The 16148-nt window shown below is 55.9% G+C and carries 14 protein-coding genes; 6 read left to right on the forward strand and 8 right to left on the reverse strand.

What is annotated here, in order from left to right; translation table 11 throughout:
- Window positions 1-81: 81 nt before the first annotated feature.
- On the forward strand, window positions 82-1617 hold the full coding sequence (gene rmuC, locus AUQ43_RS00220; protein ID WP_062953629.1) for a DNA recombination protein RmuC: 1536 nt from the start codon (window positions 82-84) through the stop codon (window positions 1615-1617).
- 157 nt (window positions 1618-1774) lie between these two features.
- Window positions 1775-2293: a peptide deformylase gene (gene def / locus AUQ43_RS00225; RefSeq protein WP_062953630.1), complete on the forward strand. Its 519-nt coding sequence runs from the start codon at window positions 1775-1777 to the stop codon at window positions 2291-2293.
- Window positions 2294-2476: 183 nt separating this feature from the next.
- Here def and AUQ43_RS00230 read toward each other — a convergent pair whose 3' ends face one another.
- A complete protein-coding gene (locus tag AUQ43_RS00230; protein ID WP_062953631.1) occupies window positions 2477-3481 on the reverse strand; it encodes a hypothetical protein in 1005 nt (334 codons plus the stop codon).
- 57 nt (window positions 3482-3538) lie between these two features.
- On the opposite strand from AUQ43_RS00230, the gene fmt reads away from it, so the two are divergent.
- Entirely contained in the window at window positions 3539-4465 is a 927-nt protein-coding gene (gene fmt / locus AUQ43_RS00235; protein WP_062953709.1) for a methionyl-tRNA formyltransferase, read from the forward strand.
- A complete protein-coding gene (locus AUQ43_RS00240; RefSeq protein WP_062953632.1) occupies window positions 4465-5007 on the forward strand; it encodes a GNAT family N-acetyltransferase in 543 nt (180 codons plus the stop codon). Before fmt ends, AUQ43_RS00240 begins: the two co-directional genes overlap by 1 nt.
- Before the next feature lie 17 nt (window positions 5008-5024).
- On the opposite strand, the gene AUQ43_RS00245 is transcribed toward AUQ43_RS00240, so the two are convergent.
- Window positions 5025-6017 carry a LysR family transcriptional regulator gene (locus AUQ43_RS00245; protein ID WP_062953633.1) on the reverse strand — a complete coding sequence of 331 codons (993 nt, stop codon included), beginning with the start codon at window positions 6015-6017 and terminating at the stop codon, window positions 5025-5027.
- Between the two features lie 137 nt (window positions 6018-6154).
- Here AUQ43_RS00245 and AUQ43_RS00250 point away from each other — a divergent pair, with 137 nt between their 5' ends.
- Window positions 6155-6337 carry a hypothetical protein gene (locus AUQ43_RS00250; RefSeq protein ID WP_008889045.1) on the forward strand — a complete coding sequence of 61 codons (183 nt, stop codon included), beginning with the start codon at window positions 6155-6157 and terminating at the stop codon, window positions 6335-6337.
- A 181-nt stretch (window positions 6338-6518) separates the two neighbouring features.
- Here AUQ43_RS00250 and AUQ43_RS00255 read toward each other — a convergent pair whose 3' ends face one another.
- The 6 genes from AUQ43_RS00255 to AUQ43_RS00280 all read right to left on the reverse strand — a co-directional run bounded on the left by AUQ43_RS00255 (window position 6519) and on the right by AUQ43_RS00280 (window position 15218).
- Window positions 6519-7850 (reverse strand): MFS transporter, encoded by a 1332-nt coding sequence (locus tag AUQ43_RS00255; RefSeq protein ID WP_062953634.1) that lies wholly within the window; start codon window positions 7848-7850, stop codon window positions 6519-6521.
- 168 nt (window positions 7851-8018) lie between these two features.
- Window positions 8019-10034: a TRAP transporter permease gene (locus tag AUQ43_RS00260; RefSeq protein WP_062953635.1), complete on the reverse strand. Its 2016-nt coding sequence runs from the start codon at window positions 10032-10034 to the stop codon at window positions 8019-8021.
- A 5-nt stretch (window positions 10035-10039) separates the two neighbouring features.
- On the reverse strand, window positions 10040-10516 hold the full coding sequence (locus AUQ43_RS00265; RefSeq protein ID WP_232310536.1) for a DUF1850 domain-containing protein: 477 nt from the start codon (window positions 10514-10516) through the stop codon (window positions 10040-10042).
- A 34-nt stretch (window positions 10517-10550) separates the two neighbouring features.
- The gene (locus AUQ43_RS00270) at window positions 10551-11516 is read right to left on the reverse strand and encodes a TAXI family TRAP transporter solute-binding subunit (protein WP_062953637.1); all 966 of its coding nucleotides are present in this window, start codon (window positions 11514-11516) and stop codon (window positions 10551-10553) included.
- Between the two features lie 457 nt (window positions 11517-11973).
- Window positions 11974-13383, reverse strand: a complete 1410-nt coding sequence (locus AUQ43_RS00275; protein WP_198157125.1) for a sigma-54 dependent transcriptional regulator — start codon at window positions 13381-13383, stop codon at window positions 11974-11976.
- Entirely contained in the window at window positions 13380-15218 is a 1839-nt protein-coding gene (locus tag AUQ43_RS00280) for an ATP-binding protein (RefSeq protein WP_084271921.1), read from the reverse strand. Before AUQ43_RS00280 ends, AUQ43_RS00275 begins: the two co-directional genes overlap by 4 nt.
- Window positions 15219-15407: 189 nt before the next feature.
- Here AUQ43_RS00280 and AUQ43_RS00285 point away from each other — a divergent pair, with 189 nt between their 5' ends.
- Complete coding sequence (locus AUQ43_RS00285; protein WP_084271922.1) at window positions 15408-16124, forward strand: response regulator transcription factor; 717 nt, start codon at window positions 15408-15410, stop codon at window positions 16122-16124.
- The last annotated feature ends 24 nt before the right edge of the window (window positions 16125-16148 follow it).

Below are 16148 nucleotides of genomic sequence, written 5' to 3' on the forward strand. Positions count from 1 at the left end.
TGGGGTTTGTCTGGTTCGGTTCTGGATTTGATGGAACAAAACAGATACAAAGACTGCAACACGTAATCGAATGGTGGGACAATGGATCCGATTTCTTTGGCAGCAGGTGCCCTTGGCGCATCTGTTCTGGCACTTGCCTTTAGCATCATGATGGTCAAGCGCATCAAGGATGCCGCCGAGGCCGAGACGGAGTCGCGCACAGCCCTTCTGACATCGCAGCTCGAACACGCCGAAAACACGCGCCGCGATCTTGCGACAGAGGTCGCGCAGATGCGTGAAAAGCTTTCCGATGCGTCGGAAAAGCGCGCCATTGCCGAAACAACGGCCAACCGGGTGCCGGTGCTTGAAGCCGAGGTGAAAGAGCTTCGCACCGCCCTTGATCAGTGGCGCGAAAAGGGGTCCGAGCTTGAAACAGCGCTTGAGAAAGAGCGCGAGGCCGCCAAGGAAAAGCTCGAGATGCTTGAAGATGCCAAGACCAAGCTGCTTGATAGCTTCAAGGCGTTGTCGTCCGATGCGCTCAAGATCAATAACGACGAGTTCATGAAGCTTGCGCGTGAAAACTTCTCGCGCCTGCAGGAAGGGGCCAAGGGCGATCTTGAAAAACGCCAGCAGGCGATTGATGGCCTTGTAAAACCCATCAAAGAACGCCTTGAAGCCTTTGATACCAAGGTTAATGAACTTGAAAAAAACCGCAAGGAAGCTTACGGCGAGCTGCGTGAGCAGGTCGGGACTTTGGTACAATCGCAACACAAATTGTCCAAGGAAACCCAGACGCTGAGTTCTGCCCTTCGGTCCAGTTCATCGGTGTCGGGCAAGTGGGGCGAGCTGCAGCTCAAGCGCATTGTCGAACTTGCCGGGATGCTCAAGCATTGTGACTTTGACGAGCAGGTGCATTTCAATACCGACGAAGGCGTTCAGAAACCCGACATGGTCATTCACCTGCCGGGCGGCAAGAACATCGTGGTCGATGCCAAGGCCCCGACATCAGCCTATCTTGAGGCGATTGACGAGAAATATGACGATGAACGCCGCGAAGCATTGATGGCGACCTATGTCACCAATGTGCGCAAGGTGATTACGGAACTTTCGAAGAAGTCCTATTGGAAGTCGGTGGACAGCCCGGAATTTGTTGTGCTGTTCCTGCCTGGTGAAAGCTTCTTCTCGGCCGCCCTTGAACGTGACCCGCGTTTGATCGAGGACAGCTTCCGCGATGGTGTGATCTTGGCGACACCCACCACGCTTCTGGGCTTGCTCAAGGCGGTGGCGTATGGCTGGCGTCAGGAAGCCCTGGCGGAAAGTGCGCGGGATATCAGTGAAATCGGCCAGCAACTGTTTGATCGCCTGGGCACGCTTGCCAAGAATTTCAGTTCCATGGGCAAGTCGCTTGAAAGCACAGTCAAGAATTACAACAAGACACTGGGCACGCTCGAAGGTTCGGTTCTGGTCTCGGCGCGCAAGCTCAAGGAAAAGCATATTGTTGCCGATGACCGCATGATCGAGGAACCAGCCCCGTCGGAAACCCATGTGCGTGACATCACCAAGATGGAATTGCTGGCTGGACCCGAAGACGGCGCAGAAGGTGCCAGTGACGATGCCACGCCCGACGCGCAAGAATAACGCGGTGCGTTAAGGCGGTTTTCATGGCGCAGGCATGGCAGCCATCACGCGCAAATCGGGCTGCTTGCTTGACTTGGGCGTGGGGAGACCTTATCTCGAAGCGCGAAATTCGCTATAATTATATATTTCATCAAGTTCGAAACCGGATCAGAGACCCATGGCCCTGCGTGAAATTCTTATCGTTCCAGACCCGCGCCTGAAAAAGGAATGCGAACCGGTCGAAGCCGTGAATGATGAGATCAAGACCCTTCTCGATGACATGCTTGAAACCATGTATGCGGCACCGGGCATTGGCCTTGCAGCACCGCAGATCGGGGTAATGAAGCGCGTGGTGGTCATGGATGTGTCCGATGACAAGGACAAGCCGGAACCGCTCAAACTGATCAATCCGGAAATCATCTGGGAATCTGAGGAAACCTCGATCTATCAGGAAGGATGCCTGTCGATCCCGGAACAATATGCCGATGTCGAACGCCCGGCCGAAGTCGGTATGCGCTATATGGATGAAAACGGCGAAACGCACGAGATCGAGGCAGACGGGTTGCTTGCGACCTGCATCCAGCACGAGATAGATCATCTGGATGGCGTTCTGTTCACCGATTATCTGAGCGCGCTCAAGCGCAACATGATCCTGAAAAAAGTCCAGAAGCTGCAGAAAACCAAGAAATCTGCCTGAGACTCTCGATCATTAAATGCATGCGAAGGGCCGGTTTTCCGGCCCTTTTGTTTTGCTCTGACGTCGACCAATATCGTCATTCCGCGCGGAGCAGAGCGCAGACCCGGAATCCATAACTTCCGGAGTTGTTGGCAGATTCCCGCCTTCGCGGGAATGACGATCCGAGCATTCACCCTTTGTCGTTCAAGGGCGACGTGGTTTCAGGTCGTCAGGGTTCAGTCCGACGATCCAACCCTCCCGTTCCAGAACACTTGGCGCCTTGGGCAGATGTTCAGGGCGGCGGCCTTCGGCAATTTCAATCAAGCCCATCACACCAATCAGCGCGTCAAAGGCATCATCCTTGCCGTGATCCGGACCAAAGCCATCCTTGATGTCGGCCCAGACCGCAGGACTGATTTCAATGCCCACGGCGCGGGCATCGTGGCGGAGTTTGTGCAGGTAGTTTTTGCGACTGTCCTGATTTGATTTAGTCAACTCACTTATATCAGTAAGCCAGCCATAAATCTCTCCGGGATAGGTTTCAATCAAGGTGACGCCGGGGGATTTGCTGCAGGCTTCAAGATCACCCGAAAACGGCCAGATGTTAAATCCGTCGGCATATCCCGGCATGATCAGGTGTTTGAGGCCGTGCAACATGCCCTTGCCGACCTGATTGGCCCCCAATGTCCAGAAGGCGGGGCAGGCGGCGTTGCGTGATGGGGCATCTTTGGGATTGGTGGTCCGTTCGCAGCGACGATGCAGGGCATCGAAGTCTGGCAGGCCCAATGCCGTGATCAGGTGATCACGTTTGACACTGCCTTTGGTGCCGGAATTTTGCGGATAGAATGGCCGGGTGTGCCGGATTTCATCCGGTGATTCGCAAACTTCAAAAAAATCCTGCCAATGATCGTCACCAAGCACGGCCAGAAGGCTTTTAAAGTCTTTGATATTCGCGCCATCATACCACGTGTCGAGAAATCCAATGGGTATATCAAGGCCCAGCCAGAGCGCGTCGGTCTTGCCATGGCTGGCAAGCGATTGGCGAAACTGATGGAGCATCCCGACCGGCTCGATGGCATGGATGTGCCACCCGGTTTCACGGCGGGTGGCTTTGGCGACCCAGCGACCTTTTGCCGACAGGCTCCAGTCTGCGTGCCAGATGTGGGTGACCGGGTATTTGGGCGATTGGGGTAAGGCTTGGCTTGTCATTTGGGCAGGATAACGCCAAATTGCCGCCAGAAGACTCAAAAGATGAATGGGATTGATATGACCAAGCTGCGCATTGCCTTTATGGGAACCCCGGACTTTGCCCTTGTGGCGCTGAAGGATCTGGTTGCAAGCGGGCATGACGTGGTGTGCGTCTATTCACAGCCGCCGCGTCCGGCGGGGCGCGGGCACAAGGAAACGCCAAGCCCGGTGCATGCCTGGGCCGCCGCGCAGGGGATTGAGGTCCGCCATCCGGTGTCGCTGAAATCGCCCGAAGAACAGCAGGCCTTTGCCGATCTTGATCTGGATGTTGCGGTGGTCGCGGCCTATGGCCTGATCCTGCCCAAGGCGATTTTGGATGCGCCAAAACACGGGTGTTTGAACATTCATGCGTCCCTTCTGCCGCGCTGGCGTGGCGCGGCGCCGATCCAGCGCGCCATTCTGGCCGGGGATGCGGCGACCGGGGTCACCATCATGCAGATGGATGTCGGGCTTGATACCGGTGACATGCTTCTGATTGGCGAACTGCCAATCACGACCGAGACCTATGCCAATGCCCTGCATGATGATCTCGCCAAGCTTGGCGGGAAGATGATTGTCGAGGCGCTTGAAAAGCTGCCCAAGGGGGAGCTTGTTGCCACCAAGCAGCCCGAAGAGGGTGTGACCTATGCCGCCAAGCTTGAACGTGCCGAGGCCAAGCTTGATTTCAATGATGACGCCGCAGCACTTGAGCGGAAAATCCGTGCCTTTACCCCGTGGCCGGGGGCCTATTTCGAGTTGGGGAAGGAACGCATCAAGGTGCAGGCGGCTGAAGTGATTGATCAGTCCGGCCCGGTGGGTGAGATCCTTGATGACAAGCTGACGATTGGCTGCGGCACCGGCGCGCTGCGTCCGACCCGCATTCAGCGTCCGGGCAAATCGGTGATGGATACCGATGCGGTGCTGCGCGGCTATGACAAGCTTGCAAAGGGAGTCGTTCTGGGCTGATGACAAACATTGCGACCCAGACAGTCGGTGATTTGACGATCCGGCCAGCCTTTAACCGCGATGGTGATGGCATTGCCGATCTGATCGCGCTGGTTTTTGCCGATTATCCCGGTTGCGTGTTTGATCGCGCCGCCGAATTCCCCGAACTTGATGCGATTGCCGATGACTTCAAGGCCGATGACGGCCGGATCTGGGTCGCGGTTGATGACCACGACCGCGTTCTGGGCTGTTTTGGCGTCAAATATGATGTGGCCCGCCGCGAAGGCGAGCTTCACAAGGTTTACCTGCATCCGGCTGTGCGCGGGCGGGGCATGGCGCAAAAACTGATGGCCAAGGCGTTGGCCTGGCTTGGTCAGACGCATCCCGAATGCGAAGCGGTGATGCTGTGGACCGATACGCGGTTTGAGGCCGGCCATCGGTTCTATGAAAAATGCGGCTTTGCGCGCACAGGCGAAAGCCGCATTCTGGATGATCTTTCCAACTCATCGGAGCTGCAGTTCCGGTTTGACTTCGCCGCCTATCAGAAAGCCCTGCCCTCCTAGGCGCTTGATCGGTCGGCTTAGGTGCGCTCTTTGGCGCGATCGCGTGCCGCGGCTGCGGTGTCGGTGGTGCCGTCGCTGTTGCGGGTGACCGCACGGGCATCGCGGAAGCCGAGCTCCCATGGCGGGACCGGGGTGAATTTTTCCGCCAGAAAGTCAACAAAGGCACGGACCTTTGGCGACAGGTGGCGTTTATGGGGATACACCGCCGAAATCCACGCCTGATCATGGACATATTCGGTCAGAACCGGGGTCAGACGACCGGTGCGGATATCTTCGTGCACAAGATATTCCGCCAGGCGCGCCATGCCCAGCCCGGCCAGAACCGCTTCGTGCAGCACGTCACCGTCATTGGCAGAGAAAGAGCCCTGCGCACGGAAGGATACATGGCCATCCGGGGTTTCGAAATGCCAGTCGTTAAAGCTTTCGCGCGATGACAGATGCAGACAGTTGTGGTTTTCAAGTTCCTGCGGCTTGCGCGGAATGCCGTTCTTTTCGAGATACTCCGGCGATGCCACGATCATGCGGCGGTTGACGGCATATTTACGCGCAATCAGCGATGAATCCTCAAGCGCCGACAGACGAATGGCAAGGTCGTAGCCATCGTTGACCAGATCGGTGAATTTGTCATCAAGGGTCAGTTCGATCCGAACATCAGGATAGCGCGCCAGGAATTCCGGGATCAGGGGCACCACCTGCATTTTGGTGAAGGCAACCGATGCGTTAATGCGCAATGTCCCGCGCGGGGCGGCATAAAGCTGTGTTACGACTTCTTCGGCTTCTTCGATCTCGTTCAGGATGGTGCGCGCGCGCTCATAAAAGGCACGGCCTTCTTCGGTCAGACTAAGCTGACGCGTGGTGCGCATCAAAAGACGCGCGCCGAGGCGATCCTCAAGGCGCGAGATGTATTTCGAGACGGCTGACGGTGACAGGCGCATTGTCCGGGCAGCGGCCGAGAAGCTTCCCTCCTCGACAGCATGGACAAAGATTTCCATTTCCGCGGCGCGATCCATATTTCAGCTTCCTATTTATGACGCTCATTCACAAGTAATGTGCATATTGAGGTAATTCTCTTTCCCCGTAAAGGAAATTACATTGAGTTCATCGAGAGCGACATGGGTCGCAACGAACGAAATTTCAGGAGGTCACCATGGCCACTTACGAAGAAATCACCACCCGTTACATCTCCACCACTGAAATCGAGGCAGGTGTACGCAAGGGTCAGCAGCTCCGCGCTGAATTCGTAGGCTCCTTCTTCCGCAACCTGTTCAAAGGTTCCGAGAAATCAGCCGACGTAAACCATCCGGCTGGCACCGTTGGCGGTGCTGCCTAACTGACGACCTAACTGCATGCGGTCGAGCGCCGATTGATTTTCCTCCCCAAGAGGTGCTCCCGCAGGCAGGGACTACGACTACGGTTTCTATCTAGCGTCTTCCTCCCTATTTGACGCTGTTTTCCCGACTGGCCCGGACACTTTTGTGTTCCGGGCCATTTTTTTGTTCGGGTCCGGGCCATTATCCCGAATGGCTTTCTTGCGGCGCAATGTTTGGCGGCACATAGAACCCTGGCCGTTCCGAGAACCAGGAGCCAATGCTGACCACAGTGGATGCAATCAGTGTAATGACCAGCATCATCGCAATCGAAATGTCGGCGGCAAACATCCAGCCATAAATTGCCGGTCCCATCGCGGATGCCAGAACCATCACGGCGGTCAACGTGCTGCGCACCGCACCGATTTCATCAAGCGGGACCAATTCCGGGATGATGGCAGTGCGCAGTGTCGTGGCAAAGCCGACCGTAATGCCCACCAGCCCCATATAAATCAGGATCACCCATGGCGTGGTTGTCAGGGCCAGAATGGCAATACCAACCATCATCGGGATCAGATGCCAGGGAAACAGGCGGCGGGCCGAATGCTTGTCAATCAGCGGACCACTGCCAAACGCGCCCAGCACCGATGTGATGGCAAAAACCGTGAACCCGGCGGCAAACCAACCCAGTTCAATTTCCTTGTGGGTGGAAATGGCCCCCTGATGGAAAAACAGGGCGGTCATGATCAGGGGCGGTGCAGCCAGCATCGGCATGCAGAACCAGACATACAGCGACTTGAACAGGCGCGGATGATCACTTGAAGCGTCAGGCGACGGGGACTCGGTGCTATCGGCGTTGGATGGGGCGGCGTTGGATGGGGCAGCGTTGGTTGCGGCAGATGTGTTTGGCGACTCGTTTGATTTTGCCGGTGATCTTGTGGGCGCCTTTCGGAACTTTGCATCGCCGCGAATAAGCCAGATCGCAGCCGGCAGCAGAATGACCAGAATGAAGACCGCCGACCCGGCATAGGTATAGCGCCAGCCAAAAGCGGCAATCAGGGCCAGCAAGGTCGCGGGCAGGATGGCCTCCGCCAGGGGGAAGCCGAAACTGGCAATCGCCAGCGCCCGTCCGCGACTGCGTGAAAAATACCGCGCGATGCCGGTCATGCTGACATGGCTCATCAAGCCTTGGCCGGCCAGACGCAGCACAAACAGGGCGGCAATCAGCATCCAGACATTGCCGGCGAGTGAAATCATCACACAGCCAAGTGCGAGAAGCGCCATGGTTGCCAAGCTGTAGGACAGGATATCCACCTTGTCGATCCAGCGGCCAACGACCGGCAGGCAAAGTGCGCTGGCAATGGTGATCCCGGCATAGATATTGGCAAATTCGGTTTCATTGAGTGCCAAGCTTGCCGAGATAAAGGGCACAAAAAGCGCAACCAGAAACGTCTGCCCGAACGAAGAGCCGAAACTGTGCAGCGCGCCAAAGGCCAGCTGGCGCGGTGCCTGACGGAGCAAGGTGAAAAATTGCATGCGGATTCCGGCAAGGTATGAGTGGGGCGCGCGATTTAAGGTCGAAATAGTATGAGGAATTTATCTGTGCGAACGCGGCCTGTCTACCTGCCCGCATGGATGGGGCGCGCAAAGAAAAAACCCGCAGCGGGAACTGCGGGCTTTGAGTTTCCTTGAGGAAGGAAAGGTTTAGCTTGCGGCGACTGCCGGTGTCGGGGTGTTCTTTTTGCCCTGCCACCAGTTAATGGCCAGAACCGCAAGAAGCACGACGGTGCCTGCGACTTCGGCGCGGAAGTCGGGATAGAATACGCCAATCGTCGCCGGAACGATGATGATCCGCGAGAACACATCCATGGTGGCAAACAGGAAGCCTTCAAGGGCGGCAGCAAAGGCAACCAGACACAGGATGGCGGTAAAGCCGGTCCACAGAACGAGTTCGATTGCGCCGCCTTCGATGATTTCCGGGTTAAACACCATGAAGGCCGGGATCAGATAGAGACCCTTGGCAAACTTCCACGCCTGCACACTGGTTTCCATGGGACTTGCGTTGGCAATGGCCGCCCCCGCAAAGCCCGCCAATGCAATGGGCGGTGTGACGTTACTGTCCTGCGAGTACCAGAAGACCACAAGATGGGCGATCAGAAGCGGGATGCCGAACTCGTTCGAAAGTGCCGGGCCAACCAGCACGATCAGCACAATATAGGATGCCGTCACCGGCAGGCCCATACCAAGGATCAGGCTGGCGATCAGCACCAGAATAAGTGCCAGAACGATGTTGCCACCCGAAAACGCGATCATCATGGATGAGAATTTCAGACCCAGACCGGTCAGGCCGACAACGCCGACAATGATCCCGGCAACCGCACAGGCCATGGAAACGGCAACGGCGTTCTTCGCACCAAGTTCAAGGGCCGCGATGGTGATTGCGATGCCCTTGCGAATGGCGGCAACCAGTTTGTCATGGCTTGGTCTTTCGCCATTTTGCGGGGCGACAATAAAGAACCACAGCGCATAGCGCAGGGCGGCGACGCCAATCACGGAAAGGATCGCCCAGAAGCCGACACGCATCGGCGATATGTTCAGCACCAGCAGGTAAATCAGCACACCCAGCGGCAAGATGAATTGCCAACCTTCCTTAAGGACCTGTTTCCAGTCGGGCAGTTCTTCGACCGGCATGCCGCGCATGCCCTGTTTCAGGGCAACGATATGCACGAACAGATAAACCGTGCCGAGATAGAGAACCGCCGGGAAAATCGAAACCAGAACGATTTCGAGGTAGGGGACCTGCGTATATTCGGAAATCAGGAAGGCACCCGCCCCCATCAGCGGCGGAGTGATCTGCCCGCCGGTGGAAGCAGCCGCTTCGACGCCGCCTGCCTGTGCCGGGCGATAGCCAAGGCGCTTCATCAGCGGAATGGTAAAAGCACCGGTCGTCACGACATTGGCAATGGCCGACCCGCTGATCGAACCCATACCGGCCGATGCCAGAACAGCGGCCTTGGCCGGACCACCGGGCTTTTTGCCCGTTGCGGCATAGGCCATGTCGATAAAGAATTTGCCGGCACCGGTCACTTCAAGGAATGCCCCGAACAGCACGAACATGAAGATATAGGTCGCAGCAACCCCCATCGGCAGGCCATAGATGCCTTCCTGACCGAGGTAAAGCTGACCAACCAGTCGATCAACGCTGTTGCCGCGATGGGACAGAATGCCCGGCAGCCATTCGCCGACCCAGGGCAGGGCACCGCGCGGACCCGACAGGGCATAGATGATGGCGACAATGCCGATCACGGTCATGCCAAGGCCGACTGCACGGCGGCTGGCTTCCAGCACGGTGACCGTGGCGATGACGCCGATGATCAGGTCGGTGTCGCTCCAGAAACCGGCGCGGTTGATAATTTCATCAAGATAGAAGGTCAGGTAGAAGCCCGTGGCAAAGGCACCGGCAAGGAAGGCGATATCAATCAGCCAGCCAAGTGCGCCGCGCTTTTTGTTGCTGCCAAACACCGGGAACATCAAAAAGGCCAGGAACATCACAAACGCAAGGTGGATACTGCGTTGATAGAACAGGCCAAGCGGTTCGATCCCTGCGCCATACATCTGGAACAAAGAAAGTGCGACTGCAACAATTGAAATTGCCCACATAACCATTCGTGGCTGTGGCAATTTATCCGTCATGGACGGAAGCGGTGCCGGTTCGGACATTAAACTTATTCCCCGGTATCAAGGCGGATGGTGACACGGGTGTGTTCAGCCATCTTTGAAAGGTTGATCTCGTCACTGTCTGTGACGATGCGATGATTTACCGCAAGTGACCCCACGCGTAGCACATAGGCGTTGCCGCGCACAGGTTCGTCGATATCTTCGATCCAGTATCCGCCCCCTTCTGCGCTGGTCAGAATACCACGACCCGGGTAATGACCAAGACCTGCAGCGAAGTCGGGCTGATAGGCGCGATGGAGAACCATCTTGCCCAGATCATCGACATAACAGTCGATTACGCCATCACCGGTCACAGAATGGTTCCAATACAGGCACCAGCCGGATTGACGTGGAATTTCGGTTCTGGCCAGAAGCGTCCCGTCCGCACCGATGACTTCAAGATGGTCAATCACGGTGCCGGGCTTGACGTGGTCCTGACGGGCCGGACCAGAACATGCCGCTATCAAGAGAAGAAGGGCGGCCAATAATGGCCGCCCAAACATTTGCAGAAGCATCCGATTACGGCATCAGCTTCGGCGGAATCGGCATGCCGGTTTCTTCGTAGTAACGAAGCGCACCCGGATGCATCGGGATCGGGGTCGAATTCAGAGCGAAATCAACCGTGGTGTCGTTTGCTGCCGGGTGGATGGCAATCAGTTCTTCGACCTTTTCAAACAGGGTCTTGGTGATCTGATAAGCCAGTTCCTCGTCCATTTCTTCGTTCACGAACAGAACGTTCGGGGTCGAAATGGTGTTAACCGGTGCGGTTACGCCTTCGTAGATGCCGGTACGCAGCGCGTACGGTGCGAAGGTCGGTTCTGCATCCAGTGCAGCAAGGATTTCGTCATCGGTCAGCGCGATCAGCTTGATGTCGCGCGTGGTTGCGAGGTTCAGGATCGAGCTGGTGGGCGGACCAACGCTCCAGAAACCGGCGTCGATGTCACCATCACGAAGGGCATCTGCGGTTTCGTTGAAGTTCAGGCGCTGTTCTTCGATGTCATCATAGGTGATGCCATTGGCGTTCAGCAGGGTCTGTGCCGAAACTTCGGTACCCGAACCCGGTGCGCCGACAGAAACGCGTTTGCCTTTAAGATCGGCAAGGCCGTTGATGCCGCTGTCAGCCATGGTGACGATCTGAACTGCGTTCGGATAGATCGATGCCAGGGCACGAACGTTATCAAGGGTGCGGCCTTCGAATTTGCCGGTGCCAGTGAAGCCGGCATAGACGGTATCGGCAAGACCGATCGCGATGTCACTGTCGCCGCGCGAAATCAGGCCCATGTTTTCAACAGACGCGCCGGTAACTTCGGCAACGGCGCTGGAACCATCGACATATTTGGTGATCAGTTCCGCAAGGCCACCGCCATACGGATAATAAGTGCCACCGGTACCACCGGTTGCGATTGACAGTTGCTGTGCCGACGCGGGTGCGGCGGTCAGCATCATGGCTGCGGCTGCTGCTGTAAGCAGAGTACGGAGCTTCATGACAGTCCTCCCTAGGGTTAACACTCTTAACGACAAATAGATCCAAAGGATCTTTCGAGAATATGATTCTTCACGTTCTTCGATGACCCGTTTGGCGGGCCTGTTGTTTTTGGGTTCTTGCGGTCACCTGAGCATGATCGCACCAAATGGTGCTGATCAGAATACAGGGCGCATTTCAGAACCATGTTTGAGAGATGATTTCAGACAGCCATTTGTTCCGTCCGAACTGGACAGGCTGTGTGGTTTCCTCCCTCGTGTTTTCGTCAGTTTATCATTTTGGGATTCTAATACGCAATGAGTATGCCAAAACCGGAATAAAAAATAATGATATAAATCAATATCTTATGGATTGGCGATTCTGCAATTCGGCATAATCTTGCCGATTTACCGAAATTGATCGGCGGAATCTTGCCGATTTATTGCGTGTGCGAGATAAATATCGCATTGCAACAATAGCTTAGGCCGATTTATCGCGCCGGATGTTGAGTTTTTTCATTTTTTCATTAAGCGTCCGGCGCGGGATGTCGAGTTCTTCCATCACGGATTTGACGTTGCCATCATGGCGATCCAGTGCGTCGCGGATGACGCGTTCCTCGAACTCGCGAAGCTGTTCGGCAAGGGCCAGATCCGTTGTTTGCGGGCCGGATGGTTCAAACCCGCCCTTGAACAGGCGTTTGAAGCGTTCTTCGGGACTGCCGACCAGAAGTACATAGCGTTCGGCCATGTTTTTAAGTTCGCGCACATTGCCTGACCAGTCATGCGCCCTGAGTTGTGCAATCAGGGTTGGCGTGACGCGCTCATAGGGGCGTTCAAACCGCTCGGCAGCGCGTTCGGCGAAGATGTCAAACAACAGCGCGACATCATCCTGGCGTTCGCGCAAGGGGGCAATGGACAGTTCAAAGGTGTTGATGCGAAACAGCAGGTCTTCGCGGAAATTGCGTTCGGCAACTGCGGCCACCAGATCCTCGTTGGTGGCGCAGATCAGACGGAAATCGACTTTTACCGGCGCATTGGAACCCAGACGCACCACTTCGCGCTGTTCAATCACACGGAGCAATTTGGCCTGAAGGGCCAGCGGCATGCTTGATATTTCATCAAGAAACAGCGTGCCGCCAATCGCATGTTCGATCCAGCCGATCCGTTGGCTTGCGGCACCGGTAAAGGCACCTTTTTCGTGGCCAAACAGTTCGCTTTCGGCCGTGCTTTCGGGGATGGCGGCACAGTTTACTGCGACAAACTTTTCATCGTGACGGTCGCTGAGATCATGGATGGCACGCGCGACCAGTTCCTTGCCGGTGCCGGTTTCGCCGGAAATCAGAACCGGGACTTCTGTTGGCGCGATATTGGCAATTTCATCCTTAAGATTGCGCATGGCGATTGAATTGCCGATCAGGCGCGAATCAAGGCTGCCGCGGCTTTCGATTTGACGCCTGAGATTTCGGTTTTCGATCACCAAACGGCGTTTTTCAATGGCGCGTTCCAGGCTTTCGACAATGTCTTTTGGTTCGAACGGTTTTTCGACGAAATCATAGGCGCCGCTTTTCATCGCCTCGACCGCCATCGGCACGTCGCCGTGGCCGGTCATCAGGATGATGGGAATGTCGGGATCGGCTGCCAGCACGGACCGGGTAAAGGTAATGCCATCAAGCTTGGGCATTTTGACATCGGTCAGGATCACCCCGGCAAATTCGGGATTGATGTCGTGCAATGCTTCGCGGGCGTCTTCGTACACCGTGACGTCGAAATCGGACAGTTCCAGCCATTGGGCAAGAGAGACGCGCATGGCCTCGTCATCATCGACAATGATGATGTGTGGCGTGATTTCCGGTGCGACGTCATTGTCTTGCGCGCGGTCTTTGGTGGTCACGGTGTTTTACCCTTGAGTAGCGGCAGGCGAACTTCGAAACAGGCCCCGGCGGTTTCGCTGTTATAGGCTTTTATGCTGCCGCCGAAGTCCCGCACAATGCCATAAGTTACCGAAAGTCCCAATCCCACGCCCTGACCGGGATCCTTGGTGGTGAAAAACGGATCAAACAAAAGAGACAGGGTTTCGTCATTCATGCCCGGCCCGGTATCGGTGATGCGCATGATGACATCGGTCCCGGACTCAGACAGGTCAATATAGATCCGCTTGGGTGCGCTGCCAGCCATGGCGTCAATCGCATTGCGGATAATGTTCACGCAAATCTGTTCGATGCGCACAAGGTCGGCGCGAATTACAAGCGGCGTATCGGGTTCATTGCATTCAATGCCGCATTCTTCCTGCTGTAATTGCGGGCTTAGCAATTGCAGGGCGTTATCAAGTGCGACCTTGAGATCGACCGGTTCCAGAACCCCTGTTGATTTGCGCGAGAATGTCTTGAGCTGGCCGGTGATGGCGCCCATCCGTTCGGTGAGTGCGGAGATTTGATTGATGTTCTGATCAAGCTTTTCGGTCTTGCCGCGTTCGATCATCAGTTTGGCACTGGCGCAAAATGTTCGGATGGCGGCAATCGGCTGGTTGATTTCGTGCGCAATGGCGGCCGACATCTGACCAAGGGCTGCGAGCTTTCCGGCCTGCACCAGTTCATTCTGGGTGCCGCGCAGTTCTTCCTCGGTTTTGCGCCGTTCGGTGATTTCTTCTTCAAGACGGGTGTTAAGCGCCTGAATACGTTCAAATTCAAGCGCTTCGCGCTGCGAGGCAAGCTTGAGTTCGCGTTCGCGCAGGAACAGGATCACCAGAATGATCATGCCCCCGGCGATCACCGCGATCAGCATGACCGCCCCTTGGCGGTCCGTAACCTGATCCATGGATGTCAGATAGAAAATCCGCCAGGCACTGCCGCGGATCGGTTTGCTGTCAAACAGGTAGCGATGCCCATCAATGGCGACGATGCCCGATCCCTTTGCCAGTTGCTGCCCGACATCAAGGGATGGCAGATCACGACCGGGATATTGCCGGTTGCTTTCGATCCGGGCACGGTCAGCCGGCGACAGCGGGGACAGTGTTTTGTATTTCCAGTCCCCCTGACTGGTCAGGGTAATCACCCCGTCGGCGTCGGAGACAAAAACGGTCTCGCCCGCGTCCTGCCAGTTCTGTTCAACTTCATCGAGTTCAAGTTTGACGACAACGACTCCGATGACCTCGTCATTGTCGCTGTCGCGGACCGGGTTGGAAATGAACAGGCCTGCCCGCCCGGTGGTGACCCCGATGCCAAAAAAGAACCCTTCGTTGCCCTGCAAGGACTGATTGAAATAGGGGCGGAAGGAATAGTCTTCGCCAACAAAGCTGTCTGGTGTGTTCCAGTTGCTTGAGGCCACGGTTTCACCGGTGTCATCAAGAATATAAAGCGCCGCTGCACCGGACTGATCATTGACCTGTTGAAGATACAGGTTGGCGGTTTGCGCCGTACTGCGATCTTTGACCGCGCGGGTGACCTGATGATGGCGGGCGACGACATAGGGGAGATAGCGATAGCGATCAATGGCCGCACGAAGCGAGCTGTCATACAGCGCCAGTCGGGCTTCGCCCGTGGTTTCAAGTTCGCGAATGGTCAGATTTCCGGTCGAGCTGACAGCCGCCCAAATCACCATTGCCGAAATAAACGTCCCGGCAAAGATCAGGGTTCCGCGGCTGAAATTGCTTAACCAATAGAAAATCGCGACCTCCCCCGGTGATCCGGGATCCTTTTGAAGTGCCGGGCGTTGGGCGTGGGATGACATATTTACGCCAATTAGGGAACGTGGCGACATAAAGTCAACAAATACAGATGACCAAGGGCCTTGAACGCACGTGTATTTGAAGGGCCTTATTTATGCCGCAAGTGGTTATTTTTTCGCCACATTGGAATGTAAATTGTATAGTCACCACACGAATGAGTGAAATGTATCTGTCCAGTAGATGAGGTCCAGGTGAGTAAGATCGCACTTGTTGATGACGACCGGAATATCCTGACGTCGGTTTCGATGGCGTTGGAAGAAGAAGGATATGAGGTCCTGACATACTCTGATGGTTCGGAGGCACTTCATGCCATCACGAAAGAAGAGCCTGATCTGGCGGTGCTTGATATCAAGATGCCCCGCATGGACGGACTGGAACTTCTGACCCATTTGCGCAAAAAAACCGAAATGCCGGTGATCTTCCTGACATCCAAGGATGACGAGGTTGATGAGCTGACTGGCCTGCGCATGGGGGCCGATGACTATATCAAGAAGCCGTTTTCCCAGCGTTTGCTGATTGAACGTATTCGCACCCTTCTGCGCCGCGCGGAAATCATGCGGGCTGGCGGCGTGCGTCCGAACGGGTCGGATGATGTTTTGCAGCGCGGTGATCTGGTGCTTGATCCGTCGCGCCATATGTGCAGCTGGAAGGGGCAGCATGTGAACCTGACCGTGACGGAGTTCTTGCTGATTCAGGCGCTGGCGAAACATCCGGGGCATGTGAAGAACCGCGATCAGTTGATTGATGCCGCCTATGGCGAGCACATCTATGTTGACGACCGCACGATTGACAGCCACATCAAGCGCCTGCGCAAAAAGTTCCGCGAGACCGACAAGGAATTCAAGGAAATCGAGACCCTTTATGGTGTGGGCTATCGTTATCGCGACACCGCCACGGTGGCGAGCTGACCAGAGATTTTCTGACGCGCCAAC

Origin of the sequence: Thalassospira sp. MCCC 1A01148 (assembly GCF_001613795.1) — a bacterium.
Classification (GTDB): domain Bacteria; phylum Pseudomonadota; class Alphaproteobacteria; order Rhodospirillales; family Thalassospiraceae; genus Thalassospira.